This window comes from Sphingomonas sp. (assembly GCF_964263785.1).
Lineage (GTDB): Bacteria > Pseudomonadota > Alphaproteobacteria > Sphingomonadales > Sphingomonadaceae > Sphingomonas.
Genome location: NZ_CAXVWL010000115.1, coordinates 1 through 21,562 on the forward strand (window position 1 = coordinate 1; position 21,562 = coordinate 21,562).

Consider the following 21,562-nt stretch of genomic DNA (forward strand, 5'->3'; position numbering starts at 1 on the left):
GAAAACCGTAGAACAGCGCGCCCTGTGCCACCTGCCGACCCATCATGTCCGTGATCCCCCTACCGCCTTGCAGGAGTGAATCACGCCCTCGACACCGTCGCAAGCAGCCGTTTTTCAACAGCCTCGAGCGGTTCTGACACCTGGCGCAGCGGCGGCTTTGCCTGCCGTCATCGCCGGGAGTGGGCCGTGAACTGACTATCGTCTGGGGCTGTCCGACGACGATCGCTGGCTCAATGCGACCGCCCGAAATCCTCCCTTGCGTCGTCCTGGCCCTGCTCGACGATCGATCGCCGGACCGCGCGGGTGCGGGTGAAGAGGTCGAACAGCTCGTCGCCCTTGCCCCAGCGGATCGCGCGCTGGAGCTGGCTGAGGTCCTCGCTGAAGCGCTGGAGCATTTCCAGCACCGCCTCGCGGTTGGTAAGGAAGACGTCGCGCCACATCGTCGGGTCGGACGCGGCGATGCGGGTGAAGTCGCGAAAACCCCCGGCCGAATATTTGATGACCTCGCTCTGCGTCACCTCCTCCAGGTCGCTGGCGGTGCCGACGATGGTGTAGGCGATGAGGTGGGGGAGGTGGCTGGTGATCGCCAGCACGCGGTCGTGGTGGTCGGGGTCCATCCGCTCGACTTCCGCGCCAAGACGCCGCCAGAATTCGGCAACGCGTTCGGTCGCGACCTCGGGCGTGCCTTCGAGCGGGGTGAGGATGCACCAGCGGCCATGGAACAGCGTCGCGAAGCCCGCTTCGGGGCCGCTGCGCTCGGTGCCCGCGACGGGGTGTGCTGGGACGATTGCGTGGGTAGGGAGCGCAAGCGCGAGCGCGCGGGCGACCTCGGCCTTGCAGCTGCCGACGTCGGTGACGATCGCTTCGGCGGGAAGGTCGGGGCCAAGCTCGCCCGCGACCGTGCCGATCGCGCCGACGGGGACGCACAGGACGACGAGGTCGGCGTCGATCACCGCCGCGCCGGGGGTGTCGGCGATGTCGTCGCAGAGGTCGAGGCGCAGCGCGGTGGCGCGGACATCCGGGTCGGCGTCGTAGCCGGTGAGGTGCACCGTCGGCATCGCCTCACGCACCGCGCGCACGACCGACGAGCCGATCAGGCCGAGGCCGACGACGGCGATGCGGGAGAATGGAAGCATGGCCGCCCTACGCAATGACCAAGCGGGATTCCGGGTCAAGCCCGGGGTGACGGAAGATGTGGGTCAAGCCGCGGACTCCACCAGCGCGCGCAGCGCGGCGGCGACGCCGCGGGTCTCGTCTTCGGTGCCGATGGTGATGCGAAGGCCGTGCGGCAGGCCCTGACCGGGGAGCCAGCGGACGATGTAGCCCGCGTCCATCAAGCCTTTATACGCGGCCTCCGCGGTCAAAGCCCCTTCGAAGACGATCAGGACGAAGTTCGCCTTGGACGGAATCGCGCGCAGCCCGGCGTTGCCGAGTGCCGCGATCTCGCCCTCGAACCACGTACGCCAGTGGGTGTTGTGCGCGCGGGTGGCATCGACGAACGCGTCGTCCGCCACCGCCGCAATGGCGGCTGCCTGGCCTGCGGTCGTTACGTTGAACGGCGCGCGGATGCGGTGCATTGCGTCGATCACCTGCGGACACGCATAGCCCCAGCCGATCCGTTCTGCGGCAAGGCCGTGGATCTTGGAGAAGGTGCGGGTGACCAGCACGTTCGCCTCGGTCATCGCCAGCGCGAGGCCGGCGTCGTCCTCGTGCGGCGCGAGATATTCGGCATAGGCCTGGTCGAGGACGAGCAGCACGTCGCGCGGCAGCCCGGCGTGGAGGCGCGCGATCTCGGCGCGCGGGGCGAAGGTGCCGGTGGGATTGTTGGGATTGGCGACGAAGACGACGCGGGTCCGCTCCGTCACCGCGGCGAGGATCGCATCGACGTCGGTCGCATAGTCGCGGTCGGGGACCACCACGGGAGTCGCGCCGACGCGGCGAGTGGCGATGTCGTAGACCGCAAAGCCGTAGCGGACGTGGATCACCTCGTCGCCGACCCCGGCATAGGCGCCCGCCGCGAGGTGGAGCAGTTCGTCGGAGCCGGTGCCATAGATGATGCGGTCCGGGTCGAGCCCGTGCGCCGCGGCGATCGCGGCGCGCATGTCGGCGGCGCTGGCGTCGGGATAGCGCGCCAGCGTCCGGTCGGCGGCTTCGAACGCGGCCGTCGCCGCGGCGCTGGTGCCGAGCGGGTTCTCGTTCGACGACAGCTTGGCGACGGTGCGGCCGTCGTCGGTGGTCGAGCGGCCGGGAATGTAGGGGGCGATCGCCTGGATCCAGGGTTTGGGCGCGGGGGCTGTCATGTCGCGGGGTGTAGCGGGGCCGCCGTCGTTCGTCACCCCGGACGTGTCCCGGGTGACGGAGCGGGTCTTGCCCCTTGCCCACACGCCGTTAAACGCCGGGCATGCTCCACGACCAGCGGTTCGGCCTCGGGCGCCATGTCACGCTCGGGCCGCTCGCGCTCGACGGCGGGGCGCGGCTGGAACGGGTCGATGTTGCGTACGAGACCTATGGCGACCTGAACGCAGACACCTCCAACGCGGTCCTGATCTGCCATGCGCTGACCGGCGACCAGCATGTCGCCTCGGCGCACCCGCGAACCGGCAAGCCGGGGTGGTGGACGCGGATGGTTGGACCCGGCAAGCCGATCGACCCGGCGCGGCATTTCGTGGTGTGCGCCAACGTGCTGGGCAGTTGCATGGGATCGGCGGGACCCGCGAGCATCGACGCCGCGACCGGGCGCCCCTGGGGCATGGCGTTTCCGGTGATCACGATCCGCGACATGGTGCGTGCGCAGGCGCTGCTGCTCGATCATCTCGGGGTGGAGTGCTTGGCGGCGGTGGTCGGCGGGTCGATGGGGGGGATGCAGGCGCTGTCCTGGGCGGCGACCTTTCCCGAACGGGTGCGTAGCGCGGTGGTGATCGCGTCGACCGCGCGCCACACCGCCCAGAACATCGCCTTTCACGAGGTCGGGCGGCAGGCGGTGATGGCGGACCCCAAGTGGCGCGGCGGCGACTATTACGGCCATGACGATCCACCTGCGGCGGGGCTGGCGGTGGCGCGGATGGCGGCGCACATCACCTATCTGTCGGAGGCCGGGCTTACCAGCAAGTTCGGGCGGCGCTTGCAAGGGCGCCCGGATGCGCCCGACGGCGCAAAATCGTTCGGGTTCGACGCCGATTTCCAGGTCGAGAGCTATCTGCGCCACCAGGGAATCGCGTTCGTCGATCGTTTCGATGCCAATTCCTATCTCTATATCACCCGTGCGATGGATTATTTCGATCTGGCGGAGGAGCATGGCGGGCGGCTGGCGAATGCGTTCCGCGGCGGCTCCACGCGCTTCTGCCTCGTCAGCTTCGACACCGACTGGCTGTACCCGACCGCGGAATCGCGCGGCATCGTCCATGCGCTCAATGCGGCAGGGGCGGCGGCGAGCTTCGTCGAATTGCGCAGTCCTTATGGTCACGACGCCTTTCTGCTGAAGTCTCCCGAATTGAACCGGGTGGTGGATGGGTTCCTGCGGGGCGGCGCATGACGCTGCGCCCCGATCTGGCGATCATCGCCGACCATGTCGCGGCGGGTGCGCGGGTGCTCGATGTCGGTTGTGGCGACGGGGCGCTGATGGCCGAGCTGCGTGCGCGTAAAGGGGTGGATGCGCGCGGGCTGGAACTGGACGCGGGCAATGTCGCCGCGGCGGTCGCGCGCGGGCTATCGGTGATCCAGGGGGATGCCGACATCGATCTCGACGGCTACCCGGACGGCAGTTTCGATTATGCGATCCTCAGCCAGACCTTGCAGAGCGCGCAGGCGCCGCACGTGGTGCTCGACCATCTGCTGCGGATCGGGCGCAAGGCGTTCGTCAGCTTCCCCAATTTCGGGCATTGGAGCGTGCGGCTGTCGTTGCTGTGGGGCGGGCGGATGCCGGTGACGCGGACGCTGCCCGAGCGCTGGTACGATACGCCGAACATCCATCACCTGACGATCGACGATTTCCGTGCGTTCCTGCGCAAGCGCGACGTGGTGATCGAGGACGCCTGGTTCCTGTCGGGCGACCGCCGCCGCTCGCGCGCCGCCGCCAACGCGCTGGCGGAGCATGCGGTGTTCCTGCTGTCGCGCCCACAGGGGGTGTGGCCGTGACGCAACGATCGGCGACGATAAACGCTTAACATGGAACATGTTTTCTCACCGGCGGTTCCTTGTCGATCATGACCAAGACCGCATTGATCGTCGAAGACGAGATCTTCGTTGCCCTGGACCTGGAACGGATCCTGACCGACGCGGGCTATACCGTGACCGCGATCGCCGCCGACCGCGAGGCGGCGCTGGCCGCGGCGCCGACCTGCGGTTTCGCCTTTGTCGACGTGAACCTGCGCGACGGACCGACCGGGCCCGACATCGCCGCGCGCATCACCCATGAGTTCGGCGTTCGCTGCGTCTTCGTCACCGCCAACCCCGCGCAGATCGGCAACGGCGACGGCGCGCTGGGCTATGTCCGCAAGCCGTTCAGCGAGTCCGCGATCCTGGCGGCGGCCGCACTGGCGGGTGACGGCGTGCCGCCGGTGCACAAGGATGTCGTGACGCTGCCGGTGTGACCTGCGACGCCGGCGTCAGCGCCGGCTGAACGAGGCGATCGGGGTGGTTACCGTCACGCTCAGCCCATCGGGGCGCCATTCGCGCGTCACCGTGCCGCCGAGCTGGCGCACCGCGCTCAGCTCGACCAGCTGGCTGCCGAAGCCCGAACCGGCGGGCGGCGCCGCGATCGGCGGGCCACCCTGCTCGATCCAGGTCGTCGTGGCATGATCGTCGTCGGCCGCGATCCGCACGGTGATCGTGCCCCCGGCCTTTGACAAGGCGCCGTATTTGGTCGCGTTGGTCGCCAGCTCGTGGAACAGCAGCGCCAGCGGAGTGGCCGAGCGATCGTCCACGGCCACGTCATCGCCCTCGATGCGGATGCGCCGGTCGTCGCGGCCTTGATAAGCCTCGAACAATTCGTCGAGCAGGCCGTGCAGGCTGTCCTGCCGCGCGGTCGGGCGCGAGGTGGCGCTGTGCGGCCGCACGAAATCGTGCGCGCGGCCGAGCGCGGTGATCCGCTGTCGCAGGTCGGTCGCCATCGGGGCGAATTCGGGGCGGCCGCGCGCGGCGAAGCCGACCAGCCCGGCGATCACCGCGAAGATGTTCTTGATCCGGTGGCTCAGCTCCTGGCTGACCACTTCGCGCTCCTCCAGCGCCAGTTTCTGTTCGTGGATATCGGTGCAGGTGCCGAACCAGCGCGTGATCGCGCCCGTCGCGTCGCGCATCGGCAACGCCCGGCCGAGCACCCAGCGATAGGTGCCGTCGGCGTGGCGGAGGCGGTATTCGATTTGATACGGATCGCCGGTACTCAGCGAGTGCCGCCACAGGGCCCAGGCGCGCTCCTGATCGTCCGGATGGAACACGCCGTTCCACGCCTCGCCGTCGGTGGTACCTTCGGGCACGCCGGTATATTCGTACCAGCGGGCGTTGTAATAATCGTGGAAGCCGTCGGGCAGCGTCGACCAGACCATTTGCGGCATGGCGTCGGCGAGCGTGCGGAAGCGGCGTTCGCTGTCCTCAAGCGTGTGACGGCGGCGGGCGGCGGCGACGGTTTCCTCGCGGTCGCCGCGCTCGGTGTCGAGGCGGGCGAGCGCCGCGCGCGCGACGACGTCCATCCCCTGGCGCTGGAGGTCGGTCAGCCCGGCGCGGGGTTCGGTATCGAAGACGCAGACGGTGCCGAACGCCACACCCTCCGCGGATACCAGCGGGACGCCGGCGTAAAAGCGCAGGTGGAGCGGGCCGGTGACCAGCGGATTTTCGGCAAAGCGCGGATCGAGCGAGGCGTCGGGCACCTCGGTCACGCCGGGCACTTCCATCGCGTGGGTGCAGAAGGAGATGGCGCGCGGCGATTCGGTCAGATCGGTGCCGAGCCGCGCGATGAAGCGGTGGATTTGGTCGTCCATGACGGTGACCAGCGCGATCGGCACCTCGCACAGCGCGCCGATGAATTCCGCGAGATCGTCGAACGCGCCGCGATCGACCGCGCCCGCGACGTCATACGCCGCCGAGACCTGGGCAATGGTCTCGGGGTCGGCAGGCAGGGCCGCGGCGAAGGAGGGCGGTTTGTTCAAGGGATTCAGAAGGGTACGTCGTCATCCAGGTCGTCGGCAAAGCCGCCGCCCTGGATGAACCCGCCGCGCCCGCCCGCGTTCCCTGCTGCCGGCGCCGCGCGCCCGCCGCCGCTACCCGCGCCGCGACCGAAGTCGTTGCCGCCGCTCGCCCAATCCTCGTCGCCGCCACCGCGCGCCCCACCGCCGCCGCCCCCCTGATTACCACCCGGGCCGTCGAGCATGGTCAGGACGCTGTTGAAGCCCTGGAGCGTCACCTCGGTCGAATAGCGGTCGGCGCCCGACTGGTCCTGCCACTTGCGGGTGGTCAGCGCGCCTTCGATATAGACCTTGGAACCTTTGCGCAGGTACTTCTCGGCGACGTTGGCGAGGCCCTCGTTGAACACCTTGACGGTGTGCCACTCGGTCTTTTCCTTGCGCTCGCCCGAGTTGCGGTCCTTCCACGATTCGGACGTGGCGATGCGCAGCTCGACGACCTTGCCGCCGTTCTGGAACGACCGGCTCTCGGGATCCTTGCCGAGATTGCCGACCAGGATGACCTTGTTGACGCTGCCCGCCATGATTCGCTCCGTTCAGAGGCCCAGCGCGACCGCGGACCAGTAGGTGATTCCGGCCATCACGTAGGCGAGCCCGAACAAATATGCGAGCATGAAGGCGGGCCATTTCCAGCCGTTGGTCTCCCGCCTGGTGACCGCGATCGTCGAGATGCACTGCGGCGCGAAGACGAACCACATCAGGAAGGCGAGCGCGGTCGGCAGGCTCCACCGCTTGCGCAGATTGTCGGTGATCGCCTGCTGCCCGCCCGCGGCCTCGGGATCGTCGATCGCATAGACGGTGCCGATCGCGGCCACCGCGACCTCGCGCGCCGCCATCGCCGGGATCAGCGCCAGCGCGATGTCGCGGTTGAAGCCGATGGGGCGGACGACGACCTCCAGTCCGTTGGCGATCCGGCCCGCGATCGAATAATCGACCTGGCTGACTGCGCTGCCCGCGGGTGGTTTGGGGTAGCTCAGCAGCACCCACAGCACGACCGTGGTCAGCGCGATGATCGTGCCGGCACGCTTGAGGAAGATCAGCGCGCGCTGCCAAAGGCCGATGGCGACGTCGCCCGGGCGCGGCCATTGGTATTTGGGCATCTCCATCATGAAGCCCGACGATTCGCCCTTGGTGATGGTGCGGCGGAAGACCCAGGCGACCGCATACGCGCTGGCCGCACCGATCAGGACGAGTGCGAACAGGACGAGGCCCTGCAAGCCGACCAACGGGAGCACCTTCGTATCCGGGATGAAGGCGCCGACAATGATGAGATACACCGGCCAGCGCGCCGAACACGTCATCAGCGGCGCGATGAGGATGGTCGTCAGCCGGTCGCGCTCGTCGTCGATCGTGCGGGTCGCCATGATCCCCGGCACCGCGCAGGCGAAGGACGACAGCAACGGGATGAACGCGCGCCCCGACAGGCCGACGGGCGCCATCAGCCGGTCCATCAGGAACGCGGCGCGGACCATGTAGCCCGATGCTTCCAGCACCAGGATGAAGAGGAACAGGATCAAGATCTGCGGCAGGAACACGATCACCGCGCCGACGCCTGCGATCAGCCCGTCGGTGACGAGCGAGCGGACGAAGCCTGCGGGGAGCGTCGTGCGTGCCAGACCTTCCAGTGCGGCAAAGCCCTGCTCGATCCAGCCGATCGGGGCCTCCGACCAGGCGAAGACCCCCTGGAACATGACGAACAGCAGCGCGAGCAGCAGCAGCGGACCGACCACAGGATGGAGCGCGACCGCATCGAGGATGTGGGTCCAGCGGCGGCGCGGGGTTTCGGACACCGTCGCTGCGGTAGCGATCGCGCGGGCGCGGCGCTGGAGCGCGGCCATGTCCTCAGGGTAAGCGGCAGCGCGGGGGCGGGCGCCGGTCAGCAGCGGCGACAGCCGCGCGCGCAGATCGTCGAGACCGCGGCGGCGGACCGCGACGGTGGGCACGACGGGCACGCCGAGCTCGCGTTCGAGGATCTCCGCGTCGAGGACCAGCCCGTCGCGCTCCGCGAGGTCGACCATGTTGAGCGCGACGACGACGGGCAGGCCGAGCGCGATCAGCTGGAGGGTGAAGCGCAGGTGGTTGTCGAGATTGGCGGCATCGACGACGACGATCAGCGCGTCGGGGCGGCGCTCGCCCGTCTGGGTGCCGGTGACGACGTCGCGGGTGACGCGTTCGTCGGGGCTGGAAGGATCCAGGCTGTAGGCGCCGGGCAGGTCGACCAGTTCGACCGGGCGGCCGTCGTCGAGGACGAAGCGGCCCGAATGGCGCTCGACCGTGACGCCGGGGTAATTGCCGACCTTCTGCCGCGCGCCGGTGAGCGCATTGAACAGCGCGCTCTTGCCGGCATTGGGATTGCCGACCAGCGCGACCAGCGGCTGCGCGTGCATAATGGGTGTGGTTCTATCCGGCGAGCGGGGCGACGCGGATCGACGCGGCGACCGCACGGCGCAGCGCCACCGTCATCCGGCCGATGCGGCAGGCGATCGGCCCGGCGCCCAGCGTGGCGCGGTGGAGCACCTCGACCGAGACGCCTTCGTCGAAGCCGAGTTCGCGCAACCGTCGCGCCTCAGGGACCGCCAGGCGGGTCCAGTCGATCGCGGCAACCGTCGCCTGCTGGCGGCGCGGGAAGGTTTCGAGACTGATGGTGCTGGCCATGCAGCGGACATATGCGCGTTGCGATTGATTATCAATGACGAAAACAACCGCTCATGCGACTGGATAGCGAAGCCGTCCGACGAACCGCGACAGGCTCGGCAGATTCTGCGTGCGGCGCAAAAATCCGGCCTTGGCCTGTTCGAACCGCATGAGCCCGTCGATGCGGCGCGCGAGAAAGGCGCGGGCGTCGGCGTGTCCCTCGCTGTCGTCGTCCAGGAAGACCGACACGGTCGAGGCGTAGACCGCAAGCAGCGTCGCACGTTTGGTATAATGGTTGTAGTCGGTCGCGGTGTCGCCCGCGCGCGCCCACATCGTGTCGACCGTGCGCCACCCGAGTTGCGCCGCGCGCGCAACGTTGGTGGGCAGCGCCAGGACGGCGATCGCGCGGCGCAAGGCTTCGCGCTCGGGCGCGACCGCGTCGAGTCGCGACTCGATCAAGGCGGTGATCCGTTCGCGGACCTTCATCGCCGCCAGCGTCTCGGCCGGCAGGGCGGCGATCATCTGCGCATCGACCGCGGCAAACCAGGCGTCGATCATGTCGACCGCGCCGCCGGGAAAGGCGATGCGCGCGACGTCGCGGTCGATCCCTGCGCCATCGGCGGCCATGTCGCGCGCCGCATCGCCCCAGCCATCGAAAGCGGCGTTGCTGGCGATGCCGGGAGCAAGCGTCGCGCGGACCTCGTCCAGCGTCAGGTCATCGGTCACTCGCAAACTCCTCGGGGCTCCAGATGCGGTGCGTCGGCTCCTTGCGCAAGCGCAGGCGTGCGGCGGACGAGCACCAGCGCCACCGCGACCATGACTGCGCCGAGCAGGTCGGGCAGGCCGAGCCGCTCGCCGTAGACGATCCAGCCGATCGTCGCGGCGACCACCGGCTGAACGAGCAGCCCGATGCCGATCACCAGCGGCGGCAAAGCGCCCAGCGCATAGATCATGCAGCCTTGCCCGACCACCTGGCTGACCAGCGCCAGCCCGATCAGCGGGGTCCAGCCGCCGGGCCACAGGCTTTCGCCGACCAGTAACGTGGCGAGATACAGCGGCACGATGCTGGCGATCGTCGACAGCGTCAGCGCCGACAGCGGCTCCATCGTTGCGCGCGCGCGCGCCATGGCGATGAAATACGCCGTGTAGAGGACGCCCGCGAGCAGGCACAACAGGTCACCCGCCAGGTTGCGCGGATCGAGCTGGTACGACCGGCCGAGCAGCAACGCGGCGCCGGCGGCGGCAAGCGCCAGCGCCCAGCCCTGGCTCGGCGTCGGCCAGGCGCGCGCGACCAGGAAGCCGTAGATCGGAAACATCAGCGTCGCGCAATTGCCGAACAGCGTCGCATTGGCGAGCGTGGTGCGCGGGATGCCGAGATGCCAGCTCGCCAGGTCCGCCGCGAAGGCGACGCCGCCGACCGCCAGCAGCAGCCACAGCCCGCCCGGTAACCGCGCCGGCCGTGCACCGCCGGCCAGCGCGAGCCCGGCGAGCAGCGGTGCCGCCAGCGTGATCCGCCAGAACGCCGAGGCGACCGGCCCGACGTCGGCGACCCGCACGAACCACGGCCCGAACGCCAGCGCGACGTTGGCAACGAGCGGCGCCGCGAACGCCAATCGCCGCCCGCTTGGGCGAGGGTCAGTTTTTCTTGTAGAGGTGCCCGCGTGCATGCGGCCGTGTAGCGCCCTATCTTGGCGACCGACAGACCAGACAGGAATTCGCATGCCCAGCCTCTTTTCGCCGCTCGATATCGGCGCGATCCACGCTCCCAATCGCGTCGTTATGGCGCCGCTCACCCGCGGCCGCGCGGACAAGCAGGCGGTGCCGAGCGCGATCATGACGGATTATTATGCGCAGCGGGCGAGCGCGGGGCTCATCATCTCGGAAGCGACCGGCATCAGCCGCGAAGGGCTCGGCTGGCCTTATGCGCCGGGGCTGTGGACCGACGAGCAGGCCGCGGCGTGGCAGCCGGTAACCGACGCGGTGCACAAGGCGGGCGGGCGCATCGTCGCGCAATTGTGGCACATGGGGCGGCAGGTGCATTCCTCGGTGATCGAGGGCCAGCCGGTGTCGTCCTCGGCGACGCGGACCGCGGGGCAGGCGCACACGTATGAGGGCAAGCAGGACTTCGAGGTCGCACGGCCGCTGACCCTCGACGAGATGCCGCGGCTGCTCGACGATTATGCGCGCGCCACCCGCAACGCGATGGCGGCCGGGTTCGACGGGGTGCAGATCCACGCCGCCAATGGCTATCTGATCGACCAGTTCCTGCGCGACGGCGCCAACCACCGCGACGACCGCTACGGCGGCACGCCTGAGAACCGCATCCGCCTGCTGCGCGACGTCGCCGAACGGGTGGCATCGGTGGCGGGGGCGGATCGCACCGGCGTGCGGCTCTCCCCCAATGGCGAATCACAGGGGGTCGACGATTCCAACCCGCTGGCGGTGTTCGTCCCCGCGGCAAAGGCGCTGGCGGAGATCGGCATCTCCGCGCTGGAACTGCGCGAGCCCGGCCCCGACGGCACCTTCGGACGCACCGACGTGCCCAAGCTGTCCCCTGCGATCCGCGCGGCATACGATGGCGTGCTGATCCTCAATTCGGACTATACCTCCGCCGCGGACGCGCAGGCGGTCCTCGACGCGGGCACCGCCGACGCGATCAGCTTCGGACGCACCTTCCTCGCCAACCCCGACCTGCCCGAACGGCTGCGAACCGGCGCGCCGCTAAACGAGAGCAATCCCCGGACGTGGTACAGCCAAGGGCCGGAAGGGTATGTAGACTATCCGGCGCTCGAGCACGCCGAAGCCTGACAAGCGTATCGACGAGCCGGTCAGCGTGCGACCGGCTCGTCGAACCTGTCCAGCCAGCGCGTCGATACCGAACGAACCACGCCGCGTACCTGCGGGAAGGCCAACACGAGCGGCGCGAGGAGCACGAGACATATCGAGGGCGTAACGATCGCAATCAGCAATGCGGCCATCGCGGCGAACAGGGCGCGCAGCTTGAGCCGCCCGATCAGCTGCACCGTGTCGGCGTCGAGAAGGAGGCGGCGAGGGGCTTTGCCGTCGTACCAGCGATGGCTCGTCAGCAGCGCGCGACCGTCGAACCCCTACGGCTCGGGCAACGTCGGCCAGCGCGATGCCGCTTGGTGGATCGGTTCGGTGACGGAGCGTGGCATATGCGGCTTGACCGCCTCGCCTGTGGCGCTGTCGATCACCTCCAGCCGCCGCCCGCGCTAGACGACGCGGTAGCGCGGCGGGGGGACCTCCGTCATCTCAGCCGAACCGGTCCTTCAACGCCAGCATCGCAAGCGCCGCCTTGGCCGCATCGCCGCCCTTGTCCTTTTCGGTCGGGCGCGCACGGGTCAGCGCCTGCGCCTCGTCCTCGGTGGTCAGGATGCCGTTGCCGATCGCCAGACCGTCCATCGTCAGCGCCATGATTCCGCGCGCGCTCTCGCCCGCGACGATCTCGAAATGATAGGTTTCGCCGCGGATGACGACGCCGAGCGCCACGAAGGCGTCGTACTGCTCGGCGGCGAGCGCGATGGCGCCGGGGACTTCGAGCGCGCCGGGGACGGTGACCGTCTCGTGGGTGTGCCCGGCCGCCTCGATCGCCGCGCGCGCGCCGTCGAGCAGGAGGTCGTTCAGATGGTCGTAGAAGCGCGCTTCGACGATGAGGATGTTTGCCATCACTCGCCCTCGGTGCCCGCGATCCGGCGTTCGCCGACGATCGACAGGCCGTAGCCGTCGAGCGCGACCAGGGTATGGTGGGTGTTGGTCAGCAGCACCATGTCCTGCACGCCCATCTCGGCGAGAATCTGCGCGCCGACGCCGTAATCGCGCAGCTCCTCGATCTCGGGAGTCCCGGCGCCCTTGCCTTCGCCGCGCAGCTTCATGAAGCGCGACACCGAATCCTTCATCGGGCGATTGATGACGACGATGACGCCCGCGCCTTCCTCGGCGATCAGCTCCATCGAGCGCGAGAGCAACCCGGCGCGCTCGTTCTCCTCGCCGAACACGTCGACGAACATCGACATGGTGTGCATGCGGACCAGCGTCGGCACGTGCGGGTCGATGCAGCCCTTGACCAACGCGATCGTCTCGTCGCCGCTCGCCTTGTTGAAATAGGTGATCGCGCGCCATTGGCCGCCCCAATGCGAATCGAACGACATCTCCGCGCGCTTCTCGACCAGATGGTCGTGGCGGCGGCGGTAGGCGATCAGGTCGCGGATCGTGCCGATCTTGAGATTGTGGAGCTGCGCGAACGACACCAGGTCGTCGAGGCGGCTCATGGTGCCGTCCTCGTTCATGATCTCGCAGATCACCCCCGACGGGTTGAGCCCGGCCAGGCGCGACACGTCGACCGCCGCCTCGGTATGCCCGGCGCGCACCAGCACGCCGCCGTCGCGCGCCACCAGCGGGAAGACGTGGCCGGGCGTGACGATCTCGTCGCGGCCCTTGGAGGAATCGATCGCGACCGCGACGGTGCGTGCGCGGTCCGCGGCGGAGATGCCCGTCGTGACGCCGTCGCGCGCCTCGATCGAGGTGGTGAAGGCGGTCTCGTGGCGGGTGCCGTTGTTGCGGCTCATCAGGCCGAGCCCGAGCTCGTCGACGCGGCGCTTCGACAGCGCGAGACAGATCAGCCCGCGGCCGTGTTTCGCCATGAAGTTGATTTTCTCAGGGGTAGCCATCTGCGCGGGGATGACCAGGTCGCCCTCGTTCTCGCGATCCTCGTCGTCGACCAGGATGAACATCCGGCCGTTACGGGCCTCGTCGATGATCTCCTCGGGAGAGGACAGGAAACCGTGGCGAAGACGCGCCAATTCCCCTTGAGAGCGTTCAGGCTTTTGCACGGTAATGCTCCATCCGTCGGAGGTAGCGGGCGAGGACGTCGATTTCGATGTTGACCGCCTGGCCCGCTTCGAGCGCGCCCAAGGTCGTCATCGCCTGGGTATGCGGGATGACGTTGATCGAGAAATGCGTGGTCCCGCCGTGATCGGCGACCTGGTTGACGGTCAGCGACACGCCGTCGACGGTGACCGATCCCTTGGACGCCATGAACGGCGCGAGGTCGCCGGGCACGCTGAAGCCGATGCGCTTGGAATCGCCCTCGGGGCAGACGCCGATCACCTCGGCGACCCCATCGATATGGCCGGTGACGATGTGGCCGCCGAGCTCGTCGCCGAGCTTCATCGCGCGTTCCAGATTGAGCGGCTTGCCCTCGGTCCACTGGCCTTGCGCGGTGCGCGCGATCGTCTCGCCCGAAACGTCGACCGCGAACCAGCCCGGCGCGCCGGCGGCGGACTTGTCGACCACGGTCAGGCACACGCCCGAACAGGCGATCGACGCGCCGAGATCGACGTCGGCCATGTCGTACGCGGTTTCGACGACCACACGGGTATCGCCGCGCTGCTCCACGCGGGCGATGCGGCCGATGTCGGTGACGATTCCGGTGAACATTCAGCCCTCGTTTCGTGCCTCAACCAGCCGATGGCGCTCGTAGACTTCCAGGGTGTCGCTGCCAAGCGTGCGCGTATCCGCGCGCTGCCATCGTCCATGCGCTTCTGTCAACGCTGTCATGCCGATGTCGGCGAGGCTGGCGAGCCCGCCGCCGATCAGGATCGGCGCGCGGTAGAGGAGGAGGCCGTCGACGAGATCGGCGGCAAGGAAGGCCGCGGCGGTGCGTGCGCCGCCCTCGATGAGGAGGTGGTCGACCCCGGCGAGATCGGCGATGCCATCGGGCGTGGCGACGTGCTCCCATCCGCTTTCCGCGGTGGACGACAGCATGATGCGACGCGGCGACCGCTCCTCCAGCCCTGCCAGCCGGACGTCGAGCTTCGGCGCATCCGCCGCGAACGTTCCGCGTCCGACCAGGATCGCCTCGTGCCGCGTGCGCTCCAGGTGCGCGTGGGCGCGCGCCTCAGGGCCGGTGATCCAGCGGCTCTCGCCGCTTGCCAGTGCGATGCAGCCGTCGAGCGAGGTCGCGAGCTTGAGCGTCACGTGCGGGCGTCCGAGCATGCGGCGGGTGAGGAAACCCGCCATCGACCGCCGTGCCGCCGCGGCCTCGACGCCGATGTCGACCGCGATCCCCGCATCGGCGAGGCGCGCATGCCCGGCACCGTCGGTGCGCGGATCGGGGTCGCGCAGCGCCACGACGACGCGGGCGACGCCTGCTGCGACCAGCAGATCGGCGCACGTGGCGCCACGCGGCGAGACGTGCGCGCAGGGTTCCAGCGTGGCGTAGACGGTGGCGCCGCGTGCGCGCTCGCCTGCCTGGCTCAGCGCCATCGCCTCGGCATGCGGGCGTCCGCCCGGTTGGGTCCAGCCGCGGCCTGCGACACGGCCGTCCTTGACGATCACGCAGCCGACGTTGGGGTTGGGCGCCGTCCGCCCGCGACCGCGATCGGCGAGTGCCAGCGCGGCGCCCATCCAGCGCGCATCCGGCCCATGCGCATCCGGGTGGTTCAGAGGCCCCAGCCTTCGAGCTTCTTGTCGAGCCGGCGGAACGACGCCCGGCGTTCGTCGTCGGCCTGCTTCTGCTCGGCCAGTTCGCGCTGGCGGATCGGCTCGTCGATCTTCTGCTGCGCGCGGATCTGCGCATCGGTGCGGTCCGCGGGCCATTGCTCGACATAGACGATGTCGCGCTTGTAGACCGGCTCGATCGAGCTGTCGCTGTAGAAGGCGTAGACGAAGAAGCCGGTGATCGCCATCGCGAGCACCAGGAAGCCGAGCTCGTACGGCTGGCGCTGGCTCAGGAAGAAGCGGAGGTCGCGGTAGGCGCGCACCGGCGAGAAGCGGTCGAGAAAGGCCATGCGCCGGGATGTAGGGGCGCCGCGTGCGCTAGACCAGACCCGCTGCGGCCCCCAGCCGTTCGATCGCGCGCGCGCGGCCGATCAGCGGCAGCAGCGTCGCCATGTCGGGGCCGTGATCGCGTGCCGTCAGCGCCAGGCGCAGCGGCAGGAACAAAGGCTTGCCCTTGCGTCCCGTCGCTTGCTTGAGCGCGGCGGTGAGCGCGTGCCAGGGGTCGCCGGACCAGTCGATCGTGGCGGCTGTCTGCGCGGCGGTCGCAAGATAGTCGCGGTCGTCCACGTCGACATTTGCGTCGATCGGGCCTTCGATCACTTGCCACCAATCGGCGGCGTCGGCGACCGTGGTGAGATTGGGGCGCACCGCTTCCCATTCGGCGCGGCCCATGCCGGCGGGCAAGCGTTCGGCGACATCGGCGTAATCGAGCGCGTGGATCATTCGCGCATTGAGGTGCGCGAGCTCGGCTTCGTCGAAGCGCGCGGGCGCGCGGCCGAAATGCGCGAAGTCGAACCCGGCGATCAGCGCATCGTCGCCGACCGCCTCGATCGCGTCGCTGGTGCCCAAGCGCGCGAGGAACGCGCGGATCGTCTGCGGCTCGAGCCCCGTGTCGCGGAAATGGTCGACGCCCAGGCTGCCGAGCCGCTTCGATAATTTGCCTTCCGCCCCGGTCAGCAAGGCGGCGTGGGCGAAGGCGGGCGGTTCCGCATTCATCGCCGCGAACATCTGGAGCTGGAGCGTGGTGTTCGACACATGGTCCTCGCCGCGCACCACGTGAGTGATGCGGAGGTCGACGTCGTCGATCGCCGAGGGGAGCATATAGAGCCACGATCCGTCGGCGCGGCGGACAACGGGGTCGCTCATCGTTGCAGCATCGAAATGCTGGGGACCGCGGATGAGGTCGTCCCAGGCGATTGCGGCGGCGTGGTCGAGCCTGAAGCGCCAGTGCGGGCGGATTCCGTCGGCCTCAAGCCGCGCGCGATCGGGGTCGGTCAGCGCGAGCGCGGCGCGGTCATAGATCGGCGGCAACCCGCGCCCGAGCTGCACCTTGCGCTTGAGGTCGAGCTCCTGCGCGGTCTCGTAAGCGGGATAGATGCGTCCGGCCTTCACCAGCGCATCGAACTGCGCTTCGTAGAGCGCGAACCGTTCCGACTGCCGCGCTTCCGCATCGGGCGCTAGCCCCAGCCAGTCGAGGTCGCGCCGGATCGCATCGACGAACCGCTCCTCGCTGCGTGTCGCATCGGTGTCGTCGATCCGCAAAACGAAGCGCCCGCCGGTCTTCTTCGCCCACAACCAATTGTGGAGCGCGGCGCGGATGTTGCCGACGTGGAGCGTGCCGGTGGGGGAGGGTGCGAAGCGGGTGACGGTCATTTGAACGTCAGCACTTCCACGCCCGACGCAAGTGCCGCATCGCGCAAGTCGCCATCGAGCGTCGCCAGCGCGGCCTGCGAGCGTATCGCCAGTTCCAGATAGGCCGCGTCGTACACCGTCAAGCTGTGCTCGTCCGCCAGTCGCGACGTGTCCGACCAGGCGCGCTCACCGGTTTGCCGATCGACCCGGACCGGTAGAGCTCTAAGCTGTCGAGCCGCGCCGATCCGCTGACCACGGTCGATCCGGCGGCGTTGCTCCGCAACATGCAGCATGCTCATGCATTCGAGCTGCCAGTTCGCCGGTACGACGATGGTCTCGCCCGAAAGGCGTTCGGCTATCGCTTTGGAAATCGGGTCTTCGTCGATCAGGACCATCGGTCCCGCCATCGACGCATCAATGACGATCATCGTTTCGATTCCGGCCTTCGGCAATCCAGCCCAGGACGTCGCTGCGGGTGATGCGGACCCCGTCGGTGTGTAATCCGGCCCGAAACTCCGCCATGTCCGCCAGAACCCTGCGTCGTTCGGCGATCTCGTCCACCTGAGGCGAGACGAGCCGCGCCACATCGCGGCCGTGGCGTGTGATCGTGACTTCCTCCCCCGACTCGACCGCCGCGACGAATTCGGACAGCCGGTCCTTGAACTCGGCAATGGGCACATGCTTCATGGAAAACCTTTCGGCCAAACTATTAGCCGAACCGGCGGGCCGCAACAACCCACACGGTTGCGTTCGTCACCGCCCGGTTTAAGGAACCGCGGACTGGAGCGCGTGGCCATGAAACTCATCACCGGCAATTCCAACCTGCCGCTGGCGCAGGCGATCAGCGGCTATCTGGAGATGCCGCTGACCGAGGCGCTGGTGCGCCGGTTCGCCGACGAGGAGATCTTCGTCGAAATCCAGGAGAACGTGCGCGGCGAGGACGTGTTCGTGATCCAGTCGACCGGCTATCCCGCCAACGACAACCTCATGGAATTGCTGATCATCATCGACGCGCTCAAGCGCGCATCGGCAAAGCGGATCACCGCGGTAATTCCATACATGGGCTATGCGCGACAGGACCGTAAACCCGGGCCGCGGACGCCGATCTCGGCCAAGCTCGTCGCCAATCTGATCACCGTCGCGGGCGCCGACCGGGTGCTGTCGGTCGATCTCCACGCGGGGCAGATCCAGGGGTTCTTCGATATCCCGACCGACAACCTCTACGCCGCGCCGGTAATGTCGGCGGACGTCCATGCGCGGTTCAAGGGCCGCAACATCATGGTCGTGTCGCCAGACGTCGGCGGCGTCGTCCGCGCGCGGCAACTCGCCAAGCGGCTCGACAACGCACCTTTGGCGATCGTCGACAAACGCCGCGAGCGCGCGGGCGAGTCCGAGGTGATGAACATCATCGGCGAGGTCGAGGGGCGGTTCTGCATCCTGGTCGACGACATCGTGGATTCGGCGGGCACGCTTTGCAACGCCGCGGCGGCCTTGTGCGAAGCGGGGGCGGAAGGCGTGGTCGCCTATGTCACCCACGGCGTCCTCTCGGGTGGCGCGGTGGCGCGGGTCGAGGGGTCGAAGCTGACCGAGCTGGTGATCACCGATTCGATCGGCAACCATGAGTCGATCGCGACGACGGGGAAGATCAGGCACCTGCCGATCGCGCCGTTGTTAGGCGAGGCGATCAAGCGGATTGCGGATGAGACGAGCGTGTCGAGCCTGTTCGACTAGCGGGGCACGGTCCGGGGGTCAGCTGCCCTGGCTACTCGGCCGCCGTTGCATCATGATGGTAATATCGGGGTTGGCGGTCGGTGCAGCCTCGACGATGCGCCGCCAATAGTCCTCGGCACTGGCGACCACGCCCCTGCGCTGCGCGAGTTCAAGGAAGGCGCGCGTCGTCAGCACGTCGGTGTCCAGGTCGAGACCCGTTTCCCTGACGAAGCGCGGAATCTTGCCGTTCTCGTAGACGATCAGGACGCTGTGACCGGCATGGTCGGTGCGATCGACGTAGCTGCTCAGCCATTCAAGGATCGCCAGCTCCCCCGCGTTTTTCGGGCGAATATCGGGATCGGACTTACGTGCCTGCAGGAACAGCTCGCCGATCTCCGTCGACGCGACGAGGACGGGAGCGTTGGAGCCCGGCTGCGAGCCCGCTTCGATCCACGCCGCGATCGCGCGGGCGCCGGGCTTGGACAGGTCCTGCGTGGCTTCCAGCGCCACCATGTCGGCAACGACGACTCGCCCCCCGATCTCATGGAGCAGATGCAGGGCGTCGGCCTGCGCCAGGTGGATCAGCGGACCGGTATCCGGCACGATCAGGTCCGGCCGCTCGACCTGTGAATGGTCGTTCATAATGTCCGCCTGGATATTGCCGACGTCGGTGTCTATTGCCACACTTCGCCGTGCAAGCCCAAAGTCGGCTTGGCTTGAACTTCCTGATGCGACCTTACCGTTGGCTCAGAGCGACGATATGATCGAACACCGCCGGGTGCAGCGGCTTGCCGAAGGCGCAGCCGTATTTGAACTTGTCGCGCCACGCGACCACCGCTTCCAGCGGCGCAAGGCCTGGGAGGGTCAGCCAGACAACCGTGCCTGGCCACAAGGTGAAGCTCGTCTCCGCGCGGAAACCCGACATCGACAGGTCGACGACGTCGATCTCGAACCGGGTCTGACCCCGGTCGCGCAGGTGGGCGCGCATCTTGACGGACTTGCGCAGCGCACGGCGGTGATCGTCGTTGGGCAGCGCGAACGGATCGAAGGCTGGCTGGGTCATGGCGTACGGAATACGCCGAAATGCTTAACGAAGTCCTGACGTGGTCCCTGCGCCCTGCCGCACACCGGCGCGTCCGCGACGTTTCAATTCGGCCTTGAGCGCTTCCGGCCGCGGCGCCACCAGGAAGCCGAAACTAACCGTGCCCGTCCGCGTCTCGACGATATGATGGAGCCGGTGCGCTTGGACGATCCGCTTCATGTACGTCGATTTGGGCAAATAGCGGGTCGGTAGCCGCCGGTGAACGATGATGTCGTGGAAACCGAAATAGATCGCGCCATATGCCGCGATCCCGGCGCCGATCCACGCGCACCCCGGCCACCAGCCGAGCTGGACGCCGCCCAGGAGCAGCACGATCGACGGCACCGCGAAGATCACCGCATAAAGGTCGTTCAATTCCCAGTTGCCGTGGCGCTCGCGGTGGTGGCTTTCGTGGAGGAACCAGCCGGGCCCGTGCATGATCCAGCGGTGCGCGGCATAGGCGAACGCTTCCATCGCCGCGACGGTGGCGAGGAACAGGAGGATGCCGACGGGCCAGCTCATTGCACCGCGGCATATAGGGTGGATTCGGCCGGAGCGATATGCTTTAGGCGGAGACGTACCCGATCTTCGAGCGGAGGCGCGCGCCCATGAACATCCATGAATATCAGGCCAAGGACGTTCTCGCCAGGTTCGGCGTGCCGGTGCCCGTAGGCTTCGCGGCGCTGACCGTCGAGGAGGCGGTCGAGGCGGCGGGCAAGCTGCCCGGGCCGCTCTACGTGGTGAAGGCGCAAATCCACGCGGGCGGGCGCGGCAAGGGCAAGTTCACCGAGCTCGGCCCCGATGCCAAGGGCGGCGTGCGGCTGGCGAAGTCCGCCGAAGAGGTCCGCGCCGCGGCGACCGACATGCTCGGCAACACGCTGGTGACGATCCAGACCGGCGATGCGGGCAAGCAGGTCAACCGGCTGTACGTCACCGACGGCGTCGATATCGCCAAGGAATTCTACCTCGCGCTGCTCGTCAACCGCGCCACGGGGCGCGTGTCGATGGTCGCCTCGACCGAGGGCGGGATGGACATCGAGACGGTGGCGCACGAGACGCCCGAGCGCATCCATTCGATCGACATCGACGCCGCGACCGGCTTCATGCCGCATCACGGGCGTGCGGTCGCGGCGGCGCTCGAACTGACCGGCGACCTCGCCAAGCAGGCGGCGAACGTCGCGTCCAAGCTGTACGACGCGTTCCTGGGCACCGACGCCGAGCAGATCGAGATCAACCCCTTGGCGGTCACCGAGGATGGCAAGCTGATGGTCCTCGACGCCAAGGTCGCGTTCGATGGCAACGCGATGTTCCGCCACAAGGACCTGGCCGAGCTGCGCGACGAGACCGAGGAGGACCCGGCCGAGATCGAGGCGTCCAAGTACGACCTGGCCTATATCAAGCTCGATGGCGACATCGGCTGCATGGTCAATGGCGCAGGTCTGGCGATGGCGACGATGGACATCATCAAGCTGAACGGCATGTTCCCCGCCAACTTCCTCGACGTCGGCGGCGGTGCCAACAAGGAAAAAGTGACCGCGGCATTCAAGATCATCCTGGCCGACCCGAACGTGAAGGGCATCCTGGTCAACATCTTCGGCGGCATCATGAAGTGCGACATCATCGCCGACGGCATCGTCGCGGCGGCCAAGGAGGTGAACCTTTCGGTGCCGCTGGTCGTTCGGCTGGAGGGTACCAACGTCGAGAAGGGCAAGGAAATCCTCGCGAACTCCGGGCTGGCGATCGTTCCTGCCAACGACCTGGGCGATGCGGCGAAGAAGATTGTGGCCGAGGTACAGAAGGCGGCTTGAGGGGA

The 21,562-nt window shown here is 68.2% G+C and carries 26 protein-coding genes; 6 read left to right on the forward strand and 20 right to left on the reverse strand.

Features of this window, described 5'->3' with window-relative positions:
- Positions 1-230: 230 nt before the first annotated feature.
- Together ACE5C1_RS15050 and hisC are read right to left on the reverse strand one after the other, a co-directional pair.
- The gene (locus tag ACE5C1_RS15050) at positions 231-1,136 is read right to left on the reverse strand and encodes a prephenate/arogenate dehydrogenase family protein (RefSeq protein WP_374944886.1); all 906 of its coding nucleotides are present in this window, start codon (positions 1,134-1,136) and stop codon (positions 231-233) included.
- Between the two features lie 63 nt (positions 1,137-1,199).
- Positions 1,200-2,300: a histidinol-phosphate transaminase gene (gene hisC / locus ACE5C1_RS15055; protein WP_374944887.1), complete on the reverse strand. Its 1,101-nt coding sequence runs from the start codon at positions 2,298-2,300 to the stop codon at positions 1,200-1,202.
- Positions 2,301-2,401: 101 nt separating this feature from the next.
- Between hisC and ACE5C1_RS15060 the strand changes: the two genes are divergently transcribed.
- The 3 genes from ACE5C1_RS15060 to ACE5C1_RS15070 all read left to right on the forward strand — a co-directional run bounded on the left by ACE5C1_RS15060 (position 2,402) and on the right by ACE5C1_RS15070 (position 4,589).
- On the forward strand, positions 2,402-3,532 hold the full coding sequence (locus tag ACE5C1_RS15060; protein WP_374944888.1) for a homoserine O-acetyltransferase: 1,131 nt from the start codon (positions 2,402-2,404) through the stop codon (positions 3,530-3,532).
- Positions 3,529-4,134, forward strand: a complete 606-nt coding sequence (gene metW / locus ACE5C1_RS15065) for a methionine biosynthesis protein MetW (RefSeq protein WP_374944889.1) — start codon at positions 3,529-3,531, stop codon at positions 4,132-4,134. The genes ACE5C1_RS15060 and metW overlap by 4 nt, the downstream gene beginning before the upstream one ends.
- Before the next feature lie 68 nt (positions 4,135-4,202).
- Entirely contained in the window at positions 4,203-4,589 is a 387-nt protein-coding gene (locus ACE5C1_RS15070; RefSeq protein ID WP_374944890.1) for a response regulator, read from the forward strand.
- 15 nt (positions 4,590-4,604) lie between these two features.
- Here ACE5C1_RS15070 and ACE5C1_RS15075 read toward each other — a convergent pair whose 3' ends face one another.
- From ACE5C1_RS15075 to ACE5C1_RS15100, 6 genes are read right to left on the reverse strand one after another with little or no spacing between them, the layout of a single operon-like run.
- A complete protein-coding gene (locus ACE5C1_RS15075; RefSeq protein ID WP_374944891.1) occupies positions 4,605-6,140 on the reverse strand; it encodes a sensor histidine kinase in 1,536 nt (511 codons plus the stop codon).
- Positions 6,141-6,145: 5 nt separating this feature from the next.
- On the reverse strand, positions 6,146-6,697 hold the full coding sequence (ssb, locus tag ACE5C1_RS15080; protein ID WP_374944892.1) for a single-stranded DNA-binding protein: 552 nt from the start codon (positions 6,695-6,697) through the stop codon (positions 6,146-6,148).
- Between the two features lie 12 nt (positions 6,698-6,709).
- Positions 6,710-8,560, reverse strand: a complete 1,851-nt coding sequence (locus ACE5C1_RS15085; protein ID WP_374944893.1) for a ferrous iron transporter B — start codon at positions 8,558-8,560, stop codon at positions 6,710-6,712.
- 13 nt (positions 8,561-8,573) lie between these two features.
- Entirely contained in the window at positions 8,574-8,828 is a 255-nt protein-coding gene (locus tag ACE5C1_RS15090) for a ferrous iron transport protein A (RefSeq protein ID WP_374944894.1), read from the reverse strand.
- Between the two features lie 51 nt (positions 8,829-8,879).
- Complete coding sequence (locus ACE5C1_RS15095) at positions 8,880-9,533, reverse strand: COQ9 family protein (protein WP_374944895.1); 654 nt, start codon at positions 9,531-9,533, stop codon at positions 8,880-8,882.
- Positions 9,530-10,474 carry a DMT family transporter gene (locus tag ACE5C1_RS15100; protein WP_374944896.1) on the reverse strand — a complete coding sequence of 315 codons (945 nt, stop codon included), beginning with the start codon at positions 10,472-10,474 and terminating at the stop codon, positions 9,530-9,532. The genes ACE5C1_RS15095 and ACE5C1_RS15100 overlap by 4 nt, the downstream gene beginning before the upstream one ends.
- A gap of 52 nt (positions 10,475-10,526) precedes the next feature.
- Between ACE5C1_RS15100 and ACE5C1_RS15105 the strand changes: the two genes are divergently transcribed.
- Positions 10,527-11,615, forward strand: coding sequence for an alkene reductase (locus ACE5C1_RS15105; RefSeq protein WP_374944897.1), 1,089 nt, complete (start codon positions 10,527-10,529; stop codon positions 11,613-11,615).
- A gap of 20 nt (positions 11,616-11,635) precedes the next feature.
- Here ACE5C1_RS15105 and ACE5C1_RS15110 read toward each other — a convergent pair whose 3' ends face one another.
- The 9 genes from ACE5C1_RS15110 to ACE5C1_RS15150 form a co-directional block, all read right to left on the reverse strand.
- Entirely contained in the window at positions 11,636-11,830 is a 195-nt protein-coding gene (locus ACE5C1_RS15110; RefSeq protein ID WP_374944898.1) for a hypothetical protein, read from the reverse strand.
- 250 nt (positions 11,831-12,080) lie between these two features.
- On the reverse strand, positions 12,081-12,494 hold the full coding sequence (gene ribH / locus ACE5C1_RS15115; protein WP_374944899.1) for a 6,7-dimethyl-8-ribityllumazine synthase: 414 nt from the start codon (positions 12,492-12,494) through the stop codon (positions 12,081-12,083).
- Positions 12,494-13,657: a 3,4-dihydroxy-2-butanone-4-phosphate synthase gene (gene ribB, locus ACE5C1_RS15120; protein ID WP_374944900.1), complete on the reverse strand. Its 1,164-nt coding sequence runs from the start codon at positions 13,655-13,657 to the stop codon at positions 12,494-12,496. The genes ribH and ribB overlap by 1 nt, the downstream gene beginning before the upstream one ends.
- On the reverse strand, positions 13,644-14,264 hold the full coding sequence (locus ACE5C1_RS15125) for a riboflavin synthase (protein WP_374944901.1): 621 nt from the start codon (positions 14,262-14,264) through the stop codon (positions 13,644-13,646). Before ACE5C1_RS15125 ends, ribB begins: the two co-directional genes overlap by 14 nt.
- Entirely contained in the window at positions 14,265-15,233 is a 969-nt protein-coding gene (ribD, locus tag ACE5C1_RS15130; protein ID WP_374944902.1) for a bifunctional diaminohydroxyphosphoribosylaminopyrimidine deaminase/5-amino-6-(5-phosphoribosylamino)uracil reductase RibD, read from the reverse strand.
- A gap of 35 nt (positions 15,234-15,268) precedes the next feature.
- Positions 15,269-15,616: a hypothetical protein gene (locus tag ACE5C1_RS15135; protein ID WP_374944903.1), complete on the reverse strand. Its 348-nt coding sequence runs from the start codon at positions 15,614-15,616 to the stop codon at positions 15,269-15,271.
- 28 nt (positions 15,617-15,644) lie between these two features.
- A complete protein-coding gene (gltX, locus tag ACE5C1_RS15140; protein WP_374944904.1) occupies positions 15,645-16,979 on the reverse strand; it encodes a glutamate--tRNA ligase in 1,335 nt (444 codons plus the stop codon).
- Positions 16,976-17,386, reverse strand: coding sequence for a type II toxin-antitoxin system VapC family toxin (locus ACE5C1_RS15145; RefSeq protein ID WP_374944905.1), 411 nt, complete (start codon positions 17,384-17,386; stop codon positions 16,976-16,978). Before ACE5C1_RS15145 ends, gltX begins: the two co-directional genes overlap by 4 nt.
- Positions 17,373-17,645: a type II toxin-antitoxin system Phd/YefM family antitoxin gene (locus ACE5C1_RS15150; protein ID WP_374944906.1), complete on the reverse strand. Its 273-nt coding sequence runs from the start codon at positions 17,643-17,645 to the stop codon at positions 17,373-17,375. Before ACE5C1_RS15150 ends, ACE5C1_RS15145 begins: the two co-directional genes overlap by 14 nt.
- 108 nt (positions 17,646-17,753) lie before the next feature.
- Between ACE5C1_RS15150 and ACE5C1_RS15155 the strand changes: the two genes are divergently transcribed.
- On the forward strand, positions 17,754-18,689 hold the full coding sequence (locus ACE5C1_RS15155; RefSeq protein ID WP_374944907.1) for a ribose-phosphate pyrophosphokinase: 936 nt from the start codon (positions 17,754-17,756) through the stop codon (positions 18,687-18,689).
- 18 nt (positions 18,690-18,707) lie between these two features.
- Here ACE5C1_RS15155 and ACE5C1_RS15160 read toward each other — a convergent pair whose 3' ends face one another.
- From ACE5C1_RS15160 to ACE5C1_RS15170, 3 genes are all read right to left on the reverse strand, one after another.
- The gene (locus ACE5C1_RS15160; RefSeq protein ID WP_374944908.1) at positions 18,708-19,310 is read right to left on the reverse strand and encodes a hypothetical protein; all 603 of its coding nucleotides are present in this window, start codon (positions 19,308-19,310) and stop codon (positions 18,708-18,710) included.
- Between the two features lie 94 nt (positions 19,311-19,404).
- Positions 19,405-19,731 carry a pilus assembly protein PilZ gene (locus ACE5C1_RS15165; protein WP_374944909.1) on the reverse strand — a complete coding sequence of 109 codons (327 nt, stop codon included), beginning with the start codon at positions 19,729-19,731 and terminating at the stop codon, positions 19,405-19,407.
- A 24-nt stretch (positions 19,732-19,755) separates the two neighbouring features.
- Positions 19,756-20,271 (reverse strand): sterol desaturase family protein, encoded by a 516-nt coding sequence (locus tag ACE5C1_RS15170; RefSeq protein WP_374944910.1) that lies wholly within the window; start codon positions 20,269-20,271, stop codon positions 19,756-19,758.
- An 86-nt stretch (positions 20,272-20,357) separates the two neighbouring features.
- Here ACE5C1_RS15170 and sucC point away from each other — a divergent pair, with 86 nt between their 5' ends.
- Entirely contained in the window at positions 20,358-21,557 is a 1,200-nt protein-coding gene (gene sucC, locus ACE5C1_RS15175; RefSeq protein ID WP_374944911.1) for an ADP-forming succinate--CoA ligase subunit beta, read from the forward strand.
- Positions 21,558-21,562: the final 5 nt, after the last annotated feature.

Excerpts from the sequence above, each read along its gene's own strand:
- ACE5C1_RS15050 (WP_374944886.1), bottom strand. The coding sequence starts at position 1,136 with ATGCTTCCATTCTCCCGCATCGCCGTCGTCGGCCTCGGCCTGATCGGC.
- hisC (WP_374944887.1), bottom strand. The coding sequence starts at position 2,300 with ATGACAGCCCCCGCGCCCAAACCCTGGATCCAGGCGATCGCCCCCTAC.
- ACE5C1_RS15060 (WP_374944888.1), top strand. The coding sequence starts at position 2,402 with ATGCTCCACGACCAGCGGTTCGGCCTCGGGCGCCATGTCACGCTCGGG.
- metW (WP_374944889.1), top strand. The coding sequence starts at position 3,529 with ATGACGCTGCGCCCCGATCTGGCGATCATCGCCGACCATGTCGCGGCG.
- ACE5C1_RS15070 (WP_374944890.1), top strand. The coding sequence starts at position 4,203 with ATGACCAAGACCGCATTGATCGTCGAAGACGAGATCTTCGTTGCCCTG.
- ssb (WP_374944892.1), bottom strand. The coding sequence starts at position 6,697 with ATGGCGGGCAGCGTCAACAAGGTCATCCTGGTCGGCAATCTCGGCAAG.
- ACE5C1_RS15085 (WP_374944893.1), bottom strand. The coding sequence starts at position 8,560 with ATGCACGCGCAGCCGCTGGTCGCGCTGGTCGGCAATCCCAATGCCGGC.
- ACE5C1_RS15090 (WP_374944894.1), bottom strand. The coding sequence starts at position 8,828 with ATGGCCAGCACCATCAGTCTCGAAACCTTCCCGCGCCGCCAGCAGGCG.
- ACE5C1_RS15100 (WP_374944896.1), bottom strand. The coding sequence starts at position 10,474 with ATGCACGCGGGCACCTCTACAAGAAAAACTGACCCTCGCCCAAGCGGG.
- ACE5C1_RS15105 (WP_374944897.1), top strand. The coding sequence starts at position 10,527 with ATGCCCAGCCTCTTTTCGCCGCTCGATATCGGCGCGATCCACGCTCCC.
- ribH (WP_374944899.1), bottom strand. The coding sequence starts at position 12,494 with ATGGCAAACATCCTCATCGTCGAAGCGCGCTTCTACGACCATCTGAAC.
- ACE5C1_RS15125 (WP_374944901.1), bottom strand. The coding sequence starts at position 14,264 with ATGTTCACCGGAATCGTCACCGACATCGGCCGCATCGCCCGCGTGGAG.
- ribD (WP_374944902.1), bottom strand. The coding sequence starts at position 15,233 with ATGGGCGCCGCGCTGGCACTCGCCGATCGCGGTCGCGGGCGGACGGCG.
- ACE5C1_RS15135 (WP_374944903.1), bottom strand. The coding sequence starts at position 15,616 with ATGGCCTTTCTCGACCGCTTCTCGCCGGTGCGCGCCTACCGCGACCTC.
- gltX (WP_374944904.1), bottom strand. The coding sequence starts at position 16,979 with ATGACCGTCACCCGCTTCGCACCCTCCCCCACCGGCACGCTCCACGTC.
- ACE5C1_RS15145 (WP_374944905.1), bottom strand. The coding sequence starts at position 17,386 with ATGATCGTCATTGATGCGTCGATGGCGGGACCGATGGTCCTGATCGAC.
- ACE5C1_RS15150 (WP_374944906.1), bottom strand. The coding sequence starts at position 17,645 with ATGAAGCATGTGCCCATTGCCGAGTTCAAGGACCGGCTGTCCGAATTC.
- ACE5C1_RS15155 (WP_374944907.1), top strand. The coding sequence starts at position 17,754 with ATGAAACTCATCACCGGCAATTCCAACCTGCCGCTGGCGCAGGCGATC.
- ACE5C1_RS15160 (WP_374944908.1), bottom strand. The coding sequence starts at position 19,310 with ATGAACGACCATTCACAGGTCGAGCGGCCGGACCTGATCGTGCCGGAT.
- ACE5C1_RS15165 (WP_374944909.1), bottom strand. The coding sequence starts at position 19,731 with ATGACCCAGCCAGCCTTCGATCCGTTCGCGCTGCCCAACGACGATCAC.
- ACE5C1_RS15170 (WP_374944910.1), bottom strand. The coding sequence starts at position 20,271 with ATGAGCTGGCCCGTCGGCATCCTCCTGTTCCTCGCCACCGTCGCGGCG.
- sucC (WP_374944911.1), top strand. The coding sequence starts at position 20,358 with ATGAACATCCATGAATATCAGGCCAAGGACGTTCTCGCCAGGTTCGGC.